This is a genomic window from Microbacterium sp. (assembly GCF_049661145.1).
GTDB lineage: Bacteria > Actinomycetota > Actinomycetes > Actinomycetales > Microbacteriaceae > Microbacterium.
In genome coordinates this window covers 1-18307 of sequence record NZ_JBASZT010000333.1, presented here as the reverse complement: position 1 = coordinate 18307, position 18307 = coordinate 1, and the positions used below count along the sequence as shown (strand labels likewise).

At 65.9% G+C, this 18307-nt stretch carries 22 protein-coding genes and 2 pseudogenes; 10 read left to right on the top strand and 14 right to left on the bottom strand.

Translation table 11 applies throughout. The features are described from left to right. From WBP48_RS13800 to WBP48_RS13785, 4 genes and pseudogenes are all read right to left on the bottom strand, one after another. A pseudogene (locus tag WBP48_RS13800) lies at window positions 1–552 on the bottom strand (hypothetical protein); the annotation flags it as partial. 87 nt (window positions 553–639) lie between these two features. After that, a complete protein-coding gene (locus WBP48_RS13795) occupies window positions 640–1800 on the bottom strand; it encodes an ATP-binding protein (RefSeq protein ID WP_424441325.1) in 1161 nt (386 codons plus the stop codon). 332 nt (window positions 1801–2132) lie between these two features. After that, complete coding sequence (locus WBP48_RS13790; RefSeq protein ID WP_424441324.1) at window positions 2133–2492, bottom strand: type II toxin-antitoxin system RelE/ParE family toxin; 360 nt, start codon at window positions 2490–2492, stop codon at window positions 2133–2135. Further along, on the bottom strand, window positions 2489–2758 hold the full coding sequence (locus WBP48_RS13785; RefSeq protein WP_424441327.1) for a hypothetical protein: 270 nt from the start codon (window positions 2756–2758) through the stop codon (window positions 2489–2491). The genes WBP48_RS13790 and WBP48_RS13785 overlap by 4 nt, the downstream gene beginning before the upstream one ends. A 77-nt stretch (window positions 2759–2835) precedes the next feature. Here WBP48_RS13785 and WBP48_RS13780 point away from each other — a divergent pair, with 77 nt between their 5' ends. Then, window positions 2836–3054, top strand: a complete 219-nt coding sequence (locus tag WBP48_RS13780; protein WP_424441326.1) for a hypothetical protein — start codon at window positions 2836–2838, stop codon at window positions 3052–3054. A gap of 20 nt (window positions 3055–3074) precedes the next feature. Here WBP48_RS13780 and WBP48_RS13775 read toward each other — a convergent pair. Then, window positions 3075–3137 (bottom strand): annotated as a pseudogene (locus WBP48_RS13775) (hypothetical protein); the annotation flags it as partial. Between the two features lie 303 nt (window positions 3138–3440). Between WBP48_RS13775 and WBP48_RS13770 the strand changes: the two are divergent. From WBP48_RS13770 to WBP48_RS13755, 4 genes are all read left to right on the top strand, one after another. Beyond that, window positions 3441–4076, top strand: a complete 636-nt coding sequence (locus WBP48_RS13770; RefSeq protein WP_424441323.1) for a hypothetical protein — start codon at window positions 3441–3443, stop codon at window positions 4074–4076. A gap of 209 nt (window positions 4077–4285) precedes the next feature. After that, the gene (locus tag WBP48_RS13765; RefSeq protein WP_424441322.1) at window positions 4286–4456 is read left to right on the top strand and encodes a CsbD family protein; all 171 of its coding nucleotides are present in this window, start codon (window positions 4286–4288) and stop codon (window positions 4454–4456) included. Between the two features lie 2 nt (window positions 4457–4458). Beyond that, complete coding sequence (locus WBP48_RS13760) at window positions 4459–4806, top strand: hypothetical protein (RefSeq protein WP_424441321.1); 348 nt, start codon at window positions 4459–4461, stop codon at window positions 4804–4806. Between the two features lie 132 nt (window positions 4807–4938). After that, window positions 4939–5166 (top strand): hypothetical protein, encoded by a 228-nt coding sequence (locus WBP48_RS13755; RefSeq protein ID WP_424441320.1) that lies wholly within the window; start codon window positions 4939–4941, stop codon window positions 5164–5166. Window positions 5167–5273: 107 nt separating this feature from the next. Here the strand turns inward: WBP48_RS13755 and WBP48_RS13750 are convergent, their stop codons facing one another. The 3 genes from WBP48_RS13750 to WBP48_RS13740 form a co-directional block, all read right to left on the bottom strand. Continuing rightward, on the bottom strand, window positions 5274–5573 hold the full coding sequence (locus WBP48_RS13750; RefSeq protein WP_424441319.1) for a hypothetical protein: 300 nt from the start codon (window positions 5571–5573) through the stop codon (window positions 5274–5276). A 586-nt stretch (window positions 5574–6159) separates the two neighbouring features. Beyond that, window positions 6160–6564, bottom strand: a complete 405-nt coding sequence (locus WBP48_RS13745; RefSeq protein WP_424441318.1) for a PIN domain-containing protein — start codon at window positions 6562–6564, stop codon at window positions 6160–6162. Further along, window positions 6561–6821: a type II toxin-antitoxin system Phd/YefM family antitoxin gene (locus tag WBP48_RS13740; protein WP_424441317.1), complete on the bottom strand. Its 261-nt coding sequence runs from the start codon at window positions 6819–6821 to the stop codon at window positions 6561–6563. The genes WBP48_RS13745 and WBP48_RS13740 overlap by 4 nt, the downstream gene beginning before the upstream one ends. 177 nt (window positions 6822–6998) lie before the next feature. Between WBP48_RS13740 and WBP48_RS13735 the strand changes: the two genes are divergently transcribed. Next, a complete protein-coding gene (locus tag WBP48_RS13735) occupies window positions 6999–7172 on the top strand; it encodes a hypothetical protein (protein WP_424441316.1) in 174 nt (57 codons plus the stop codon). Between the two features lie 327 nt (window positions 7173–7499). On the opposite strand, the gene WBP48_RS13730 is transcribed toward WBP48_RS13735, so the two are convergent. Next, window positions 7500–8690, bottom strand: coding sequence for an ATP-binding protein (locus WBP48_RS13730; RefSeq protein ID WP_424441315.1), 1191 nt, complete (start codon window positions 8688–8690; stop codon window positions 7500–7502). Window positions 8691–9317: 627 nt separating this feature from the next. On the opposite strand from WBP48_RS13730, the gene WBP48_RS13725 reads away from it, so the two are divergent. Continuing rightward, window positions 9318–10589, top strand: coding sequence for an ATP-binding protein (locus tag WBP48_RS13725; RefSeq protein ID WP_424441314.1), 1272 nt, complete (start codon window positions 9318–9320; stop codon window positions 10587–10589). Between the two features lie 156 nt (window positions 10590–10745). Here WBP48_RS13725 and WBP48_RS13720 read toward each other — a convergent pair whose 3' ends face one another. From WBP48_RS13720 to WBP48_RS13710, 3 genes are all read right to left on the bottom strand, one after another. Continuing rightward, window positions 10746–11630, bottom strand: a complete 885-nt coding sequence (locus tag WBP48_RS13720; protein ID WP_424441313.1) for a hypothetical protein — start codon at window positions 11628–11630, stop codon at window positions 10746–10748. Between the two features lie 4 nt (window positions 11631–11634). Further along, on the bottom strand, window positions 11635–12393 hold the full coding sequence (locus tag WBP48_RS13715) for a hypothetical protein (RefSeq protein ID WP_424441312.1): 759 nt from the start codon (window positions 12391–12393) through the stop codon (window positions 11635–11637). A gap of 423 nt (window positions 12394–12816) precedes the next feature. Then, window positions 12817–13248, bottom strand: a complete 432-nt coding sequence (locus WBP48_RS13710; RefSeq protein WP_424441311.1) for a hypothetical protein — start codon at window positions 13246–13248, stop codon at window positions 12817–12819. A gap of 109 nt (window positions 13249–13357) precedes the next feature. Between WBP48_RS13710 and WBP48_RS13705 the strand changes: the two genes are divergently transcribed. Further along, window positions 13358–13579: a hypothetical protein gene (locus WBP48_RS13705; RefSeq protein WP_424441310.1), complete on the top strand. Its 222-nt coding sequence runs from the start codon at window positions 13358–13360 to the stop codon at window positions 13577–13579. A gap of 22 nt (window positions 13580–13601) precedes the next feature. Here the strand turns inward: WBP48_RS13705 and WBP48_RS13700 are convergent, their stop codons facing one another. Together WBP48_RS13700 and WBP48_RS13695 are read right to left on the bottom strand one after the other, a co-directional pair. Then, the gene (locus tag WBP48_RS13700; RefSeq protein ID WP_424441309.1) at window positions 13602–13850 is read right to left on the bottom strand and encodes a hypothetical protein; all 249 of its coding nucleotides are present in this window, start codon (window positions 13848–13850) and stop codon (window positions 13602–13604) included. Window positions 13851–14043: 193 nt separating this feature from the next. Next, complete coding sequence (locus tag WBP48_RS13695) at window positions 14044–15249, bottom strand: hypothetical protein (RefSeq protein WP_424441308.1); 1206 nt, start codon at window positions 15247–15249, stop codon at window positions 14044–14046. A 105-nt stretch (window positions 15250–15354) separates the two neighbouring features. Between WBP48_RS13695 and WBP48_RS13690 the strand changes: the two genes are divergently transcribed. Both WBP48_RS13690 and WBP48_RS13685 read left to right on the top strand, forming a co-directional pair. Further along, complete coding sequence (locus WBP48_RS13690) at window positions 15355–16746, top strand: polysaccharide biosynthesis tyrosine autokinase (RefSeq protein WP_424441307.1); 1392 nt, start codon at window positions 15355–15357, stop codon at window positions 16744–16746. Window positions 16747–16800: 54 nt separating this feature from the next. Next, on the top strand, window positions 16801–18195 hold the full coding sequence (locus WBP48_RS13685; protein ID WP_424441306.1) for a polysaccharide biosynthesis tyrosine autokinase: 1395 nt from the start codon (window positions 16801–16803) through the stop codon (window positions 18193–18195). Window positions 18196–18307 lie beyond the last annotated feature (112 nt).

Sequence of the window (18307 nt, the reverse complement as noted above, 5' to 3'; positions counted from 1 at the left end):
GCCGCCGGTCGTGAGCCATTCGACCGGCGTGCGACCCCGCAGCGCCTCAGCCGGTTCGGTCATGACCCATTGGATGTCGAGGGGATGGTAGTCGTCGGGAAACTCCGCGAGCACCGCACGCAGCCCCGGCACGACGGCCCCTTCGACGACTTGCCAGCTCGGATAGAGCGATTGCCCGTCGATCTGCCCCGCGGTCATCAGGTCCCCTCGTCCGACCAGGCGTCGCACGTGCGACGGCTGCACGCATAGCAGCTCTGCCAGTTCGTTCGTCGTGAGCAGAGACCGTCTCAGCTCGGCGCCCAGGACGGCGGTCGACGCGGCCTCGTAGAGACGGTTCTCGTGCTCCGCCTCATCAGAGAAGGCAACGGCCGGGATGCCGGCGGCGAGAGCGAACGCTATCGCACCATCGGTGGCTGCGGTCGTCTTGCCCGCGCCGACGAACTCCTCCAGCGCGCCTCGCACCGCGCCGACGAACTGTTCTGGAACGCCGTGTCGGCGCAACGCGTCGTCGATGCTCGATGTCGCATGCTCAACCCCGAACGCCGTCCTCATCGCTCTAGTGTACGCCTTGTCACGACGTGACAGGGTGAACGTCGACCTCACCCCCGCCGCGCATCGACGACGGGCATTGCGACGGCGTCACGGTTCGCGGAGCAGGTCCACCAGCGCGCTCACACCGAGCACGGTGACGCCACTCACGTCGTAGGGCTCTTCGTCGGTGTCGGGATGCACCAGGTAGGTGTCCGGACCGCCGAGGTCGGCGCGCGCACGCAGAAGAGCCGCGCGCACCTCCGGCGCGGTCGAGCGTTTCACCTCGACCGCGATCGCGGGGATGCCGCCGCGTTCGAGCACGAGATCGACCTCGTCGCCCTTCGCCGTGCGGTAGTGGTACGGGCGATAGCGCGAACCCGCTGCGGAGATCAGGTTCTCGACGACGAAGCTCTCGTAGCTGTGACCTGCGACCGGATGGCTGAGCACGTCGTCGAGGGTCTCCAGACCGAGAAGCGCGTGCAGCAGACCACTGTCGCGCACGAAGACCTTCGGCGCCTTCGTTACTCTCTTTCCGACGTTCGCATGCCAGGACGCCAGCCGCCGCACGAGGTAGAGGTCGGCGAGGAGGTCGAGGTATCGATCGACGGTTTGCCCGCCGACGGCCAGCGCCTGACCGAGGGAGGAGGCGTTGAGGAGGCCGCCGCTGTTGTGCGCGATCATGGTCCACAGACGTCGTAGCGTCTCTGTGGGAATGCGAGGGGCGAACATGGGCACGTCTCGTTCGAGATAGGTGCGCACGAGATCGTCTCGCCAGATCAGCGACGCGGTCTCGCTGCCGGCCAGCAGGCTGTCGGGGTAGCCGCCGCGCAGCCACAGCCGATCGGCCGCGATACCCGCGGCGGCGGCCTCGTCGAGGCGCACGCCGGTGAGCTCGAGGTGCGCGACGCGCCCCGCCAGACTCTCGGTGAGCCCGACAAGATCGAGCGACGCCGAGCCGAGCAACAGGAACTGACCGGTGCGATGCCCGGCGCGACGGTTGTCATCGATGACGCCGCGCAGCACCTCGAACAGCGCCGGATCCCGCTGTGCCTCGTCTACGACCACGAGCCGGGGTGCCTGCGCACGCAGATACGCGCCGGGATCTGCCAGCCGACGGCGGTGGGCAGGATTCTCGAGGTCGAGATACACGGCACCGCCCGGCCAGGCGTCGGCGATGTCGCGCGCGAGCGTCGTCTTGCCAACCTGTCGAGGTCCGAGAAGCACCACAGCAGCGCTTGCCGCTAGCCGCGCGATCACCGCATCAGCCACGCTCCGCTGAATCTGCACAGTGCAAATCTACTATCAGAATTGATATTTGCGCCATCCGGCCCGGCGGTGCCGAGCGGCTGGCGGGCGCGCTTCGGGGCCTGAGTATTTGGAATCGTGAGCGCCAGTGATTATTGCGGTTGAGCGCCACTGGATATTCACTCTCGGAGCCACCGGTATTGCCGGCGAGCGCCACGCCCGTGGGTGCGACGCTCACCAGCCCTGGTTTAGCCGGCCGCGGCGGCGGCCTCGTCGAGGCGCACGCCGGTGAGCTCGAGGTGCGCGACGCGCCCTGCCAGACTCTCGGGGCGGCAAGCCCGCCGTGCCGTGAGTATCTACGACTTCGGCAAATGCTGCTCGGGGAGATTCATCGCTTCATGCAGCAGGCGGAGGATCAGGACCCGCTCGCCCTTCACCGTAAAGATCACAAGGTGGCGCGGCGACACGATCGTACGCACCCCGCTATCGACGTGATCCCGGCTGAGCGCCAGATGCCAGGTCGCAACACCATCGCCGAGGTCGGAACGTACATGCACGCCGGCACCGCCCGGGTCGCTTGCGATGTCTTCGAAGGCGGTGAAGATGAGCTCCTCGTAGCCTTCGCGCACCTTGGCACCGAAACGGGCGTGCGACCAGATGAGAATGTCGCGAATATCGGTCCTCGCTTCGGCGACAACGACGTAGTCGAAGCTCACACGCGCTGCGAGTCGACGATCTCGGCAGCTTCGCGTCCGATCTCGCGGAGGTACTCACGCAGACCGTCTGCGTGAACGACTTCGTAGCGTCCAACGTCGTAGCTGTCGATGCCACTCTGCACGGCCAGCCGCAGCGACTCGTGCCGCGCGCTGCCATACGAGTCGGCCGCGCCGAGCGTGGCCAGCAGGCTCTCCGCCAGCTCGGCGCGCTCCTCGCGCGGGAGAAGCTTGGCGTTCTCCAGCAGTTCTGCAGTAGACGGAGTCATGGCCTGAGTGTACTTCGCACCCACGATGACCCGGCACTCCTTGTCGAGACTTGGTCATGTTTGAGACGAGGATAATTATGACGCACGCAATCGACCTCGGCATCGTCGAAGGGGCGCCCGGGTGCTGGTCGGGCGATGCCCGCATCACGGTCAGCCCCGACGAGCCCGACGTGCTCATGAAGACGCCGCGCCGCCACGCCGAACTCGTCGCCTTCGACGGCAACCACTGCACCAACCTGCTTATCGATGTCGAGCAGCGAGCCGTTATCAGGTTCTCGATGACGAAGCTCTCGTAGCTGTGACCTGCGACCGCGTGGCTGAGCACGTCGTCGAGGGTCTCCAGACCGAGAAGCGCGTGCAGCAGACCACTGTCGCGCACGAAGACCTTCGGCGCCTTCGTGACTCGAGATCGTCTCGCCAGGTCAGCGACGCGGTCTCGCTGCCGGCCAGCCTCGAACAGCGCCGGATCCCGCTGTGCCTCGGCTACGACCACGAGCCGGGGTGCCTGCGCACGCAGATACGCGCCGGGATCTGCCAGTCGGCGGCGGTGTGCATATTTGCGCCATCCGAACTCGCCTGAAGGCCAGCACCCCGGATGCGATCCTTCTTCTCCATCACCCTCGTGGCCGTTACCAGAGTGATACTGGTTGGAGGAGTTCGCCGGCGCTGGAAGGGAGACGCGATGCGCTCGACCACACCGATGGAAGGCAATCCGTGGCCGCACGACATGGTCATCTCGGTAGATGACGACTCCTATCAGCTCTTGGAGTTGCTGTGGATTCGTGAGACGTGGGGTCTGCGGCCGGCTGGCGACGATCTTCCTCCTCTCCTCGTGGAGCCTCCTGCGCGAGCCGGTGAGCCGGATGATCGCGATGCCTGGGAAGCGGCGTGGCCGGGGGTGTGGGAGGACGTCGTGAGTCACGCCGCTGTGCGGTTCGAGCCCTCCATGTTCGAGGAGCTGACACGCACCGCGGACGGGTCGAAGGAACGGGCGGAACTGCTTCGCCGGTTGCACGGGCCGACGTGGCGAGAGCGGTTCGGGGACGCGGCGTTGACCGAGGACTACCGAGCGTGGACCCAGGCACGGTTCCACGCGCGCCGTGATGATCGCCCTCGGTCGCTCGCCGAGTCGCCCGAGCGTCGGTCGCTGGATGCACTGATCCCTGCGTGGCGGGCAGGACTGTCGACGGTCATCACCATCCCGTGTCGTGGTGAGCACACGCGCATCATCGGCGGCTCGGCTCTCCTGACGACCGAGGAGACCCGCAAGGACCCCGACAGATACGCCGCCGCGTTGGAGACGTTCGCTCGGCGATAGCGCCTCCTCTGCGTCGGACTCTCGGATATCGCGGACCGTGTGATCGGGGTCATCCATCGCGTACAGGTTAGGCGCACGATGCGAGTAGCTCGCAGCATCCTGCAGGTCAACCCCCTTCGTGCAAAGTCCTCCGCGCGCCTACCGTCGTTCTAAGGAGGTCGGGCCGGAGCCCACCAGGCAGCGGGTCGACCAGAAACGGAGAAGAGAACATGGGACTCGACGACAAGATCAAGAACGCCGCGCAGGACGTGGGCGGCAAGGCGAAGGAAGCGGTCGGCAAGGCGACCGACAACGAGCGCCTCGAGGCCGAGGGAAAGGCGGATCAGGTCAAGGCAGACGTGAAGCAGGCCGGCGAGAAGGTCAAAGACGCCTTCAAGTGATCATGGCCTTCGAACTCAATCGTCCCGCCGCCCGCCAGGCCCGTGCACTCGTGCGGGAGGGCGAGGTCGTGCGCGACGAGCGGGACGCGTGGTCGGAGGCGGCGCCGGATGCCGCGCAGGAGAACGCGTTCGTCGAAGACCACGGCTGGACCGAGTACTCGCACTGGCACCTGGGCATCGACAAGGATGCCGACCCGCACACGAAGCAGGCGTACGGATTCCCGTACGGGGACTTCCGACGCGTGCATCGGTCGGGGGTCATCTCCGGCGAGAGCCGCGCGGGCCAGTACGACTACACGCAGATCCGTGACGAGCTGCGCAAGCTGCTCGACCTGATCGACGCCGACTGACCTGACCCCCAGCGGGAGCGTTCAGCTCGCGGAGCTGAACGTCGGCGCGGCCGCCGACGAACTCCCGACCGACGACGTGAACGCTCTGGGCTCCCTCCAGTAGCGACCACCCCCGAGGAAAGGAACACGGGTATGAGCGATCCGTACGACACGACGGACGACAGCCGCGGCTACGAAGGACCGGATGTCGAGACACCGATGCCCCCCGATGCCGGAGCGGACGACCGTGACGCGGCGTCGGAAGTCGAGAACGTCGCCCCTGCGGGCGGAGACGCGCAGACCGAGGCACAGATGACGGCCGACAACCCGGTCGAAGAAGACACCATCGAGGCGCTGCGCGACGATGCCCCGACGGGCTGACGGTCACGACCGGAAGCCGAAAAGGCCACCCGCCGACTCGGATAGGCCGACCTCAGCCGAGGGCGCGCATCCGCTCGCTGAACGTCGCAAGCTCATCCCTGCGGGGGCTATAGCGTTTCGGGGTCGCCGAACTCTCGTTTCATGAGGAAACCGGCGCCTCGGTCGAGATGCTGAATCTTATGGTCGATGGCGTCGAAGCGGCTATCGACCGCATCGAAGCGACTGTTCACCGCGTCGAAGCGCGCGTTCATCTCTGCGCGCAGCCCGCCGATCTCAGCGCGCACGCCACCGATCGCCGCAGCAATAGCGCGCCCGGTCCACAGCGAAGACAACGTGAAACCACCGATCAGAACCGTGCTGAACACGGCGATCAGTGTCCAGATCTGCGGATCGTTCACGAGCGCCACTCCCCCATTGTCACGCAGCGAACCGACACCTTGCCAGCCACCTCACGCACAGATCCAGGATCACCGATCCCAACCGACACGATCAGCCGAATCCGCCGAGCGGGCTACCCATCTTGGTGACCCGAGCAGGTCGGGTGGCGATTGTGCCCGCCGGTTCGTTTCCCGCTGAATGGTCACATCTTGATGCTCCCTGAGCATCAAGATGTGACCATTGCCAGCCGACAGCCTCCGGGGCCGCCACGAGGCAGAGCTCATCCACAAGAATGTGGACCCGCCTGGTCGCTACACCCCGGGGAAGCGACCAACGGCGCCCACGAAAGCCCCGCGAACGGGTCGATGAAGAGCCGACGCACCGCGGAGGCACCAAGATGGATACCCTCTTCCGCCGAACCGTGGACAACTCCCGCAGAGCGCCCACTGTGGAGGAGAAGACACCAGCGGACGTTGTCGCGGGGGTAGGTGCGTCGGTCGATGCCGGGGCCTTTGGCGCGGTGCGGTCTCGGTGGTGACTGTCGGTTCTCACTCGCACGAACCATGGGACGCGCGACTGCTGGGCGTACACCGTACCAGCCACCGCACCGACTGCCTACAGTGAGACTATTTCTACGATCTCGTCCAAGCCACGAACGTCGGCCGCATTGCGGGTGACGAGAGGGAGATGATGCGCCGCGGCAGTAGCGGCGATCATCCGGTCGAGGGTGTTCGCCCGTGGACGTTGACCTTGCTCGACCGCGGCCTGCACGATCCGTTCATACTCTCGCGCACACGCATCGTCGAACGGCACGCCAGAACCGAACGCCCGCGAGATCTCGTCGATGCGGCGGACACGGTGCCGCAGCGACCTGGTATCGGCGGCGGTGACCAGCCCCAAACGCAATTCGGCATAGGTGAGCGCTGAGACGAGGAGGCGGTCATACGGCAGTGCCTCAACGGTCTCTGAGTCGACCGCGCCGATCAGCGCAGAGGTGTCCAGGAGCGCAACGCGAGTCACCTCTCCTCGCCCCACACGTCGCGGCTCTCCTCTGCCCGCTGACGTGCGAGGTCATCCGCCCACTCATCGTCGACGCGGGTGCGTTCGAGGACCGCAACGAATTCGCGCGGACTGGCCCCTTCCCTGGCGGTGTGGGGCACGAGGTCGGCGATGGGCTTGTTGCGTCGCGTGATGACGACCACCTCGCCCTCTTCGAGGGCGTCGATCGCGCTGGTGGGGTTCTGACGCAGTTCGCGCAAGGGAAGAACTCTGACCATCCTTTCATTGTAGCTCAGGAACTACAATTCCTTTCGCAGCGCCCCTCTGTCCAGCCACACGCGAAGTGCGAGCCGGCCCGCCGTTGTCTCGTCCAGCACTCGAGGCTGTCCTTTGGCAAGGGCGATCACGTCGGATGCGACCGCGTTCTCGATGCCACCTATGCATTCCCGACGGCCGTGATCACCGTCTCGGATCAGCGGGGGCAGGTCTTTCCCGTCGGCGATCCCAGTGACGACGATGTCATCGACCCGTACCGCCGATCGTGGAGCACCTATCTGCGTGCAGCGGATGAGCTCATGCCCGGTGTCGACCAGGTCACGCGTGTCGTACGCGTCGCCGCCGCGAGCTGACCGCGAGCTAACCAGGACCAGAGCGCGACCTGAGCGCGAGCAAACCGCGACCTAACCGCGACATGACCGCGAGCCAACCGCGAGCTACACGTCGAGCCCGACTCGTGCACGGGCGTCGCGGTCACGCGCTTCATCGCGGGCGATCCGGCTGAGGCGGAGGATGCTGGATGTGCCGAGGGCCTGGATGCCACGGCCCCGACCGCGGTCACGGTGCTCGACGGGATCATCCTCTGGTCCGGCGACACGATCGCCCGCCTGTAGCGAGAACGAGCGCATCGACATTCAGGCGGCGGGACCGCGCCAATGACCCGCCAGGGGACGCCGACCTCAGACCCAGAGCCGTTCCACCGGGAGCGAGTGGATGCGGTCCTCGGCCGGGTAGCCGCGGGTGCCGAGGTGAAACGCGACGCCGGCGACGAAGGAGCTCCCCAGCCGATCACGCAGCTTCCGAAGGCCCCCGAGTTGCTTCGATTGAACCCGGTCGCCGGCCTTGATCTCGATACCGATCACCGCCCCGTCGTACCTTTCGAGCACGAGGTCGACTTCGTCATCGTCGCGGGTGCGCCAATGACCTGACGAGACGAGCGCGTCCATCCACGTGGTCTGGCGAATCGCCTCCTGTACGACGAACGACTCCAACAGGTGACCGAACTCGGTCAGCGCCGAAGCGTCGCCCCGTGCGAGCTTCGATGGGCTCAACCGCAGCACGTGGGCGCCGATGCCCGAGTCGACAACGTGCACCTTCGGCGCCTCCACACTGCGCGACGAGACAGTCGTGCCCCACGCCGGCAGACTGCTGATGAGGAAGAGGGATTCGAGCAGCTCGAGATACGACATGACTGTCCCGCGGGATATCTCCAGCGTCTCGCCAACCTTCGAGACGTTGAGCAATCCCGCAGTCTGACCCACCACTCGATTGAACAGCCGCGGCAGCGCCGCCGCCCGATTCAACCGACGCAGCTCGCCCGCATCGCGTCGGAGAGACTGACGCACATGTCCAGCGAACCAGCGCGCACGTGCAATGTCGTCGCTCTCTGCGACGGCGAGCGGCATGCCACCGCGGGAGATCCGATCGACATAGTCCATCCGGTTGGCGGCGGCCGGGTCGGCGGTGTGGGGGATGTCACCCTCGAACGCCCGCTCTATGAACCGGTTCGATGTCCCATCGATCTCGGTCTGGGTCAGTGGCATGACAGGCAGTCGCTGGATGCGGCCAGTGAGCGCCTGAGTGCCCGTTGGCAGCGAATCGTAGCTTGCCGACCCGGCGAGGACGAACATGCCGGGTCGCGTTCCCTTGTTGAGCCGCGCCTTGATCGCCTGCAACACGTCCGGCACGCGCTGGTACTCATCGATGAGAACCGGCAGGGTCTCCTCAGTGAGCAGCGATGGACTCTGCTGCGCGATCGACATCACGGCGCGGTCATCGAAGTCGAACAGTCTGGCCTCAGGAGCATCCTCCGCGAGTTGCCCCAGCAGAGTCGATTTGCCGACACTTCGCGGGCCCTCCAGAAGCAACACTGGCGTCTGGTCGATTCGCTCCCGCGCGACGGGCAAGAGACGTCGCGCAATCCGTGATGGCGTGCCGGGCATACGTCAACGATACCCTTGACTTGACAATCAGCCGACGTATTAACTGACATTCAGCCGACGATCATTCTGACATCTGGCCGTAAGTATCGTCGACATCTGGCCGCCCTCCCGGCACACGCTCAACCTCCTGATGGAGCTCATCGCCATCGTGATCCTCGGCCCGGTGGCCGGCCTGGACGATCACAACCACCGGTCATCGAAGCCAACAACGTGTGGCGCGACACGTGGCACATCCCGGCAGAGCAAGTGGGCCTGGTCGTCGCCGTGGACGCCATCGCCGCCACCAACGACTGGATCACGGCCATCGCCAGCGCCTGAGCCATCGTCGCGGAGTTGGACGAGCAGATCGAGTGGCTTCGGAGCGAGGCCATCGCCTAGATGCCACGGCCCCGACCGCGATCACGGTGCTCGACGCGAGGCCCAGAGCCGTTCCACCGAGAGCGAGTGGATGTGTTCGACGATATCCCGGATGCGCAGCAACAAGGCGACTGGATGCTCACTTCAGGTCTGACTGTATGCATAGTTGAGTAGCGACCAGATGCTAGATTCTCTCGTGTGGACTACCAGCAGCGGGTCATTGACGGCATCCTTGACGCGGCATTCGGGGAGATCGTCGCGATCGCCCTCGAAGGGGCCAAAGGTGTCGGCAAGACCGCGACGGCGAGTCGGCGCGCCAAGACGGTGCTGTCGCTGACAGACCCGCCGACCCGCGCTATCGTCGCCGGCAACCACGACCTGGTCGCCGAAGCAGAGCCACCGGTGTTCATCGATGAGTGGCAACTCGAACCACAGGTGTGGGACCGCGTCCGCACGGCGGTCGACGACGATCCGAGGTCGGGCGGACGTTTCCTGCTCGCCGGCTCGGCGGGGGTCGCGCCTGGTGCACGTGTTCACAGTGGGGCGGGCCGGATCGTGCGACTCGTGATGCGGCCGATGGCAATGAGCGAACGCGGCATCCAGGTGCCTGCCGTCTCGCTCAAGGAACTGCACGCCGGCGGGGCGGCCGTCACGGGAACGAGCTCGCTGACGACGAAAGACTACGTCCACGAGATACTCCGCTCCGGGTTCCCAGGTGTTCGCGACTTGTCCGAGGGGAACCGCGAACTCCAGCTCGACAGCTACCTCACCCGCGTTGTCGACAAGGACCTCCCGGACAACGGCGTCAGGGTCAGAAGGCCTGCCGCGCTCCTCGCGTGGCTGCGCGCCTACGGTGCAGCGACCGCATCGACAGCTGACTACACGAAGATCCTCGACGCCGCCACCGCAGGGGAGTCGAACAAGCCCGCGCGGGGCACCGTGGACGGCTACCGAGAACACCTTCAGCGGCTCTTCATTCTCGACCCGATCGCAGCATGGATCCCTTCGTTCACGCCGCTGAAACGGCTCACCGTGTCACCGAAGCATCATCTCGTCGATCCAGCCCTCGCTGCCCGGATGGTGGGCATCGGGGCACAGGGACTGCTCCTCGGCGAAGGTGGGGTACCGTCGCCGAGCGCGGGTACGTGGCTGGGTGCGCTCTTCGAGTCGCTGGCAGTTCAATCAGTGCGCACCTACGCAGCGGCGATGCGTGCCCGCGTCGGGCATCTCCGCACCAAGACCGGAGACCACGAGATCGACATCATCGTCGAGACGAACGATCGCAAGATCACCGCACTGGAGGTCAAGCTCTCCGACACCATCCGTGACGATGACGTCAAACACCTGCACTGGCTCAAAGCGCAAATGGGGCCACTCCTGACGGACGCCGTCATCCTCAACACGGGCCGCTTCGCGTACCGGAGACAAGACGGCATCGCCGTCGTGCCGCTGGCACTCCTCGGCCCGTAATCCTCGGCCCGTAGGCCCGCCCCGGGGTTGGTCAGCGATCCGCTCTGGACGATGATCGGATCAGTCTGACGATCAGTACGGCGACTCCGAAGAGCACGGCCGCCACGAGGCCGGATGAGATGAGCGTGCAGGGAACGCATCGAGCAGAGGTAGAGCTCACAAGACCACCAGTCCCGTCGGTGTCGAGAACGAATTCGTGAGGATGTCGTTCGCCTTCTGCTTCGCGGCATTCCGCATCAACAGCGTCGTGCGCGTGCCTCGGGCGTAGAACCACCACAAGTAGAGGGCGTGATACTTCCAAGCACCGTGGTAGTCCCACGACGAGTCGGCGCCTGAGCCGGATCCGTAGATCGAGCCGGCTGGAAAGTCACCGTCGTGCGGCTTGTTGCCGATGTGGCGCGATTCGTGTACGAGGGTGCCCGCGCGGGTCACGACATCCGCGTTTCCGGTTCCATCGAACGAGTAGAAGTACGAAAGGAAGAGGGTCAGGTTCTGGCCGCCGCCGACCGTCCCGTAGTAGAGCGTGCAGCCGAGCCGGGCGACCCACCCCCATGCCGTGCAGACGACGCGTACGATCCACGACCAGACGTAGCAGAGCCATGCGAAGAGGAAGAACCAGCTTGAGCACTCACGCACCCGCTCTTCGTGGTCCTGCGTGCACTCCCAGCTGTCGAACTTTCGAGCCCATTGGCAGCCGCTGGTTCTCGCGATCGGCGAAGTTCCACACTGAGCACGGAGGTCGTCGTATGACTTCAGCTGCTCTCGCACGTAGCGTGGCGCCCAGTTGAGCATCGGCGCGCTGTAGCTGTCGTTGCGGTAGTCCTCGGCGGAGTAACTGAGCAGCCACATGGCGTTGAGGACCCTTGCGACAGGCTTCCTGACGTTTCCGGGATCCGAGAAGCCCCACCCGCCCTGCCAATAGGCGTTGTTGAAGCCGTGCGATGTCCACGCGTAGTCGATGAACGGCTGGTTGGCCATCTTCGGCCCGTAGTGAGCGTCGCCGCTCAGCGTAAGATCGTCGACGCTGTAGGTGCACGCCATTGACTCAGTCCTTCCTGGGCTTTCGTGCGGGGCGCGGCAGAATCGGTGTCCCTCGTGCGGGGCGGTATCCGGAGGTCGACACGTCGAGTAATGGCGGGCTGGCCCCATCGAGTCGTGGCGCATCGTCGAGGTAGGGGTTGAGTTCCGTGGGCAGATCGCCGACATCGATGCGTCGGAGCGCACCCAAGTAGCGCTTGGCCGGCTGCAGCTGCGCGAGGGTCCGCTCGAAGAGCTCGGTCGCGCCTATGTCGCTCAGGTGAGCCAGGCTCACCCCGACGGTGGTGAGCGATGTCTCGGCCAGAGCGACCGCACCGAGAGCATCGCGGGCCGCGCCCACTCCGTCTCGTGCCAGGTCGGCAAGCGCGTCGACCGCCGTCGTCGCGACCGACAACTCGTTGCTCGCGGTCTCGGCACCCAGCTCCACCGGCACCACGGCTGTCGCCGCCGAGAGCAACGGTGTGATGGCTCGCCCTGACCCCGAAGCCCCCAACGCCATGGCCGCTGCGCATCGAAGCAAATGGGGCGACGATCGCGACGACAGAAGACTGTCGGCATCGGCCAGCACGGCATTCAGATCCTGCCTGAGCGCATCGCGAGCCGCGGTGTATTCTTCGTCGTCTGTGGACGACAGGGTCGACACGACGCGAACGAAGTCCGCAAGTCGACCTCCCTCGAGCCTGGGCGCGGCGCGGCCCGTGTGCTCGCTCACGTGACTGGGAGGCGCGAGTAGCCGTGCGAAGAACGTCGTGATGAGTGAGCGCATCGTTCCCTCCTTGCTATGAGGAGGAGTGATCGGGATCTCTGATACATGGGGTAAGTGAGTCGCTCCATTGCGGGCATCCCTTGAGCGCAACCTCGTTGAGTCTGAGGAAGGCGATGATGTATCGCTCGTCGAGGAGCGAGGACGCTACGTGGAGTGCGCCGTCGGTGGGTTGGGGCGCGAGGTACTTCTCCAAGGCGGGGCTCTCAACCTTGATCCGATTCGTGGGCGGCCTTGAAGGTGTGGTGATATGAGAAATGTCCTTCTGACGTGGGAAAATGTGGTTGGTTAGATCACTTCTTACTATGTCTGGAAGGACACTTCTCGGCCAAAACGCCCACTGTGGAGGAGAAAACACCAGCGATAGCGTACCTCCGCAAGACGAGACGCCCATCGCTGAACGTCGCAAGCTCATCCCTGCGGGGGCTATAGCGTTTCGGGGTCGCCGAACTCTCGTTTCATGAGGTAGCCGACGTCGCGGTCGAGATGCTGAATCTTGTGGTCGATAGCGTCGAAGCGGCTATCCACCGCATCGAAGCGACTGTTCACGGCGTCAAAGCGCGCGTTCATTTCAGCCCGGAGCCCACCGATCTCTGCGCGCATCTCCCCGCGCAACCCACCGATCTCAGCGTTCATCTCAGCCCGGAGCCCACCGATCTCGGCGTTCATCTCAGCCCGGAGCCCACCGATCTCCGCGTTCATCTCCGCGCGCAGCCCGCCGATCTCAGCGCGCACGCCACCGATCGCGGCAGTAATGGCGCGCCCGGTCCACAGCGAAGACAACGTGAGACCACCGATCAGAATCGTGCTGAACACGGCGATCAGTGTCCAGATCTGCGGATCGTTCACGAGCGTCACTCCTTCATTGTCGCGCAGCGACCCGACACTTTGCCAGCCACCTCGGGCACAGATCCACGTCACCTGACCCCCGCGCGCGCCAGTCGGCGCTCGCTGGGCTGGACGCGGCATGACCGATTCCACGCTGTGGCGGGACGACGACCCCGAGGTGTTCCGCGGCACGATCCTCGCCGCCGCGGAACGCCTCGGCGTGCAGCCTCTCGCCGTCGATAAGGACTATTGGGTCCGCGAGGGGCTACGCGCGATCACGACCGCGCATCCCGGTGAGCCGCCCTCCTTCGAGGACATACTGCCTCAGGTCCGGGCAGACGCCCCGCTACTCCAAGACTGAACCACTCACCCTTCCCGGCAGTTCATGCGTCGATGCCCGCCAACACCTTGTCGAGCGCGTCGGCCGCGACCTCGACGATGAGGTCGGGGCGCTTCGCGTAGTGGCCTTCGATGATCGCAGCGTCACTGCGCCCGAGCAGCGCGCGTGCGACCTCGACGCCGACCGTGTCCGGGTACCGCCGCGGCGACGGCTTTGAGTGCTCCGTGATGCGGATGCTGCGATCCTCGTGACCGAATGGGACGAGTACCGTCGCAAGCTCACCCCCGAGCACGCCTCGACCCTCATCGCCGACCGCATGATCGTTGACGGCCGCAACGGCCTCGTGCCCGCCGCATGACGGGGATGCCGACAGCAAGCGAGAACACCGGTGCACCGCCAGTGCCCTCGGTTGACCACCCGGTCATCACGCCCCAGACGTCGCAACAGTGAGGCACCGCCCAAAAATCATGGCAGCGCCGACCGAGTCAGTTCCCCGCCTCCGACGGCTGCGGCTCCGGCTCCACGGGTGTCACCGGCTCCACCGGCGTCACTGGCTCGACCGGTGCCACCGGCTCGGTCGGTGTCACGGGCGCCACAGGCGCCACCGGTTCCGTCGGCTCGGCGGGGTTCGGGGCGATCGTCGCCCCGGACCCCGCTGACCCGCTGTCGTTCCGATGAATCGCTTGCTGCCGACGAGTTGCCTCGGCTTCGCGCGCGGCGATGACCGCTGCGGCACGCGCCTGGTCTTCACGCAACGTGGTCACAGCCGCGGAGTAGGTCGACAGCGCGGTGAGACCCGGGCCGCTCAGCAGATCAGCCGCCCCTACCGCAGTTGCCGCATCAGTCACCGCCGTCCGAAACGACGCCTGCGCGTCGGAGTTCTCTGCTGCAATCCCTGCCGCCGTCGCCGGCACTCCGACGACGAAAGCGTGAAGCGCATCGGTGAGCTGCTGTTCGGCGAGAACCAGCTGGCGGCGTGGTTCCTCCAACGCGTCTGCCGCGGCGTCGGCGTCGAGCATGCGAGCGTTGACGGCGTCGATGGCAGTGCCCACCGACTCCAGCGAATCCCGATCGATCGACCCTCGCCGATACGAGGGCACCGGATCGGGCAGCTCGACCGCAGCGACGGCGGCGAGGTACTGCTGACGGTCGGACTCAGCGGCCAGGCGGGCGGTCTCGTCGCTCATGCCTGCCATGTCGGCCAGGGGCACTTCGAGCGCCTCAGCGTGCTCGACGGTGCTCTCGCGCGCGGTGCCCACCGTGGCGATACTGCGGTTGACGCTCTCGATGCGGTCACCCAGGGCCGCTTCGCTCTGCGTCAGGACGGTGAGGGCACCGTCGGCCGGCGATGTCCCCGCGAAAGTCACCACCGCCAGCGTGACGGCCGATACGACGGCGACGATCGCGAGCACGGCAGCGACAACGCTCAGCCGGTCTTGGGGAATCCGGCTGTGGTGGACGGCGGGAGGGGTGGAGTCGCGAGTTACCACGGTCGATGCCGGCACGCCTTCGCCGACCAGCGCAACAAGAGCCGCGGTGTCGTCGACCGGCGTCGCGGGTACACCCGCGACGCGCTGGTCGGTAAACAGGCTCTCGAGACGCGCCGACTGGCGCGCGGCGTGTTCACCATCACGTTGAAGGTCGGGCGCTGCTTCGCGAGGCTCTGTGAACAGGTCTTCCAGAGTCGACATGGAAAGGGCCCTTCGTGTTGCTGTGTAAAGATCGGATAGCGAAGGTGCGCCTCCAGGGTAAACCGGACGCGTCCGCCGCGTCGATTCCGTGACCTGGGGGCCCCCGTGCAGCTGACCGACTACCTCGCCGCTCTGCGACGATCCTGGCTTCTTGTTCTGGCTTGCGGAGCAATCGGCGCCGCGAGCGGCACGATCCTCGCGTTGCTCAGCCCTACCGTGTTTCAGGCCTCGACAAGCCTGTACGTCAGTGTGCGCAATACCGGTGCGGCGACGGATCTTGCGCAGAGCACGGCCTACGCGCGCCAGGCGGTCACCAGCTTCGTGCACGTGATCCCGACCGCGATTGTGCTTGACCCCGTCAACACCGAACTGGCGCTCGATGTGCCGATCTCAGACCTGGCCGATCAGATATCGGCGTCCGCACCCGTGAACGCGCAGACCATGGAGATCGCCGTGGACGACCAAGACCCGAGTCGTGCCGCGCAGATCGCCAACGCGGTAGCGCACAGCTTCGCAACCGTCGTGTCCACCGAGTTGGAGCGACCGACCGGCACGGATGTCGACAGCAAGGTACGCGTCGAGGTGACCTCTCCCGCCCGCGTGCCGACGGAGCCGTCGTCCCCCAACACCGGACTGAGCATCACCCTCGGTCTGCTCGTCGGTCTCGCTGTAGGACTCGGGCTGGCAGTCCTGCGGTCGATGCTCGACACGCGGGTGCGCTCGGTCGCGGACGTCGAGGAGACGGTCTCGGTTCCCACCCTGGGTACGATCGCGTTCGATCCGGATGCCGCAACGCGCCCGCTCGTGGTGCAGGCGGTCCCACGCGACCCTCGGTCGGAAGCGTTCCGGCGTCTCCGCACCAACCTGCGGTTCGTCGACCGTGGTTCAGGCACCGTACCGGTGTTCGTTATCACGAGCGCCGCGCCCGCCGAGGGCAAGTCGACGACCGCGGCGAACACAGCGCTCGCAATCGCCGAGACCGGCGCACGTGTCGCGCTCGTCGACGCCGACCTGCGCAAACCACGACTCGCCGCCAACTTCGCCGTTGAGGGCGGCGCGGGGCTCTCCGATGTCCTGGTAGGCAGGGCGAGGCTGTCGGACGTCGTGCAGCAATGGGGCCTTGCCAAGCTGTTCCTGCTCCCGGCCGGCCCCATCCCTCCCAACCCGGCCGAGCTGCTCGGCTCGGCGGCGATGGCGCGTACGCTCGCCGAGCTACGGGCGGCATTCGATGTCGTGGTGATCGACGCGCCGCCCCTGCTCGCAGTGACCGATGCCGCGCTCGTCGCACGTCAGGCCACCGGCGCGATTCTGGTGGTGGCGAGCGGTTCGACGCGCAAGCCGCAGGTGATTGATGCGCTGAAGACGCTGGAAACCATCGGAGCCCCAGTGCTGGGCACCGTGTTGACGAAGATCCCGACGTCCGGAGTCGACGGCTATGGATACGGCTACTACGCCCGCCCCTCCGCCGGTCACTCAAGCGCTTCGGTTCCCGTGTGAGAAACTTTCCCCCACGGGCGCGCCCGTTGGATATCGTGACGAGGGGTTTCTGCTGTGGAGTTGCGTGACTACATCCGGATCCTGCACAAGAACTGGTTGATCCTCGTGGTGCTGACGCTGGCGGGCGCGGGCGCAGGCACGGGATACGCGCTGACCCGTACCCCGCAGTATCAGTCCTCGACTCAGCTGTACGTGTCAGTGCGGTCCGAGGGTGCAGCAACGGGTGATCTGGTGCAGGGGACGAACTTCGCGCGGCAGATCGTGACGAGCTATGTCGACGTCGTTCCCAGTGCGCTGGTGCTTGAACCGGTCATCGATGAGCTCGACCTCGACACAACGGTCCCCGATCTCGCGGCGCGCATCTCCGCAGAGGCGCCACTGAACACCGTGAACATCACGATCACCGTCACCGATCCCGACCCTGCCCAAGCAGCGGCGATCGCCGATGCCGCCGCCGACAGTCTGGCTGAAGCGGTACAGACGACGCTGGAGCCACCGACGTCGGCGGGCGCGCCGAGTCCGGTGCTGCTGACTGTCGTGCAGCCCGGCGCCGTGCCGACGTCGCCGTCGAGCCCGAACCTCCCGCTGCTGATCACGCTCGGGGCGTTGCTGGGCCTTACACTCGGACTCGCGATCGCCGTGCTGCGGATGGTGCTCGACACTCGAGTGCGGACGCTCCATGACATCGAGCAGGTGACCGATGCGCCGTTGCTCGGAGGCATCGCGTTCGATCCAGATGCCCCTAAGCGCCCGCTGATCGTCCACGCCGATCCGCGCAGCCCCCGCTCCGAGTCGTTTCGCACCCTACGCACGAATCTGCAGTTCCTCAACGCCGAAGACGGACCGCGGTCGTTTGTCGTCTCGAGCAGCGCTCCAGCCGAAGGAAAGTCGACGACAACGGCCAACCTTGCGATCTCGCTCGCCGAGACCGGAGCACGCGTAGCCCTGATCGACGGCGATCTGCGGCTTCCTCGCATCGACGAATATATGGGGATCGAGGGCGGCATCGGACTCACGAACGTGCTGATCGGTACGGTCGACCTCGCAGAGGCGTTGCAGAAGTGGGGAACCGGGCAGCTATTCGTACTGCCGTCGGGCACCGTACCCCCCAACCCCAGCGAGCTGCTGGGCTCGGTTGCCATGGATCACGTGCTGGCAGAGCTCACCGAGCACTTCGACTACGTGCTGATCGACGCGCCGCCCCTGCTCCTGGTGACCGATGCCGCTGTTCTGGCCAAGAAGACCCGTGGCGTCCTCATGATCGCTGCTGCCGGCCGGGCTAAGAAGCAAGATCTCTCTGGAGCCATCCGCACGCTGCAGACGGCCGGTGGCACCGTGCTGGGCGTGGTTGCGACCATGCTTCCCACCCGTGGCCCGGACAGTTATGCCTACGGCGCGTACACCTATGGCGCGACACATGCGACCGAACTTTCTGGTTGCGTCCAATAGCGTGGTGTACGGATCCGGTGGCCGCGTCGCTGTGAACGTGGCGACGGTCACCGTGTGATCCTTCGAGAGAACTCTTCACATCCATCTCGAAAGGAACCACGACGATGACCGT

Bases quoted from the DNA above. Each gene is read 5' to 3' on its own strand.
- WBP48_RS13785 (WP_424441327.1), bottom strand. From the start codon at position 2,758: ATGACTCCGTCTACTGCAGAACTGCTGGAGAACGCCAAGCTTCTCCCG.
- WBP48_RS13780 (WP_424441326.1), top strand. From the start codon at position 2,836: ATGACGCACGCAATCGACCTCGGCATCGTCGAAGGGGCGCCCGGGTGC.
- WBP48_RS13770 (WP_424441323.1), top strand. From the start codon at position 3,441: ATGCGCTCGACCACACCGATGGAAGGCAATCCGTGGCCGCACGACATG.
- WBP48_RS13765 (WP_424441322.1), top strand. From the start codon at position 4,286: ATGGGACTCGACGACAAGATCAAGAACGCCGCGCAGGACGTGGGCGGC.
- WBP48_RS13760 (WP_424441321.1), top strand. From the start codon at position 4,459: ATGGCCTTCGAACTCAATCGTCCCGCCGCCCGCCAGGCCCGTGCACTC.
- WBP48_RS13755 (WP_424441320.1), top strand. From the start codon at position 4,939: ATGAGCGATCCGTACGACACGACGGACGACAGCCGCGGCTACGAAGGA.
- WBP48_RS13740 (WP_424441317.1), bottom strand. From the start codon at position 6,821: ATGGTCAGAGTTCTTCCCTTGCGCGAACTGCGTCAGAACCCCACCAGC.
- WBP48_RS13720 (WP_424441313.1), bottom strand. From the start codon at position 11,630: ATGGCGTGCACCTACAGCGTCGACGATCTTACGCTGAGCGGCGACGCT.
- WBP48_RS13715 (WP_424441312.1), bottom strand. From the start codon at position 12,393: ATGCGCTCACTCATCACGACGTTCTTCGCACGGCTACTCGCGCCTCCC.
- WBP48_RS13705 (WP_424441310.1), top strand. From the start codon at position 13,358: ATGACCGATTCCACGCTGTGGCGGGACGACGACCCCGAGGTGTTCCGC.
- WBP48_RS13695 (WP_424441308.1), bottom strand. From the start codon at position 15,249: ATGTCGACTCTGGAAGACCTGTTCACAGAGCCTCGCGAAGCAGCGCCC.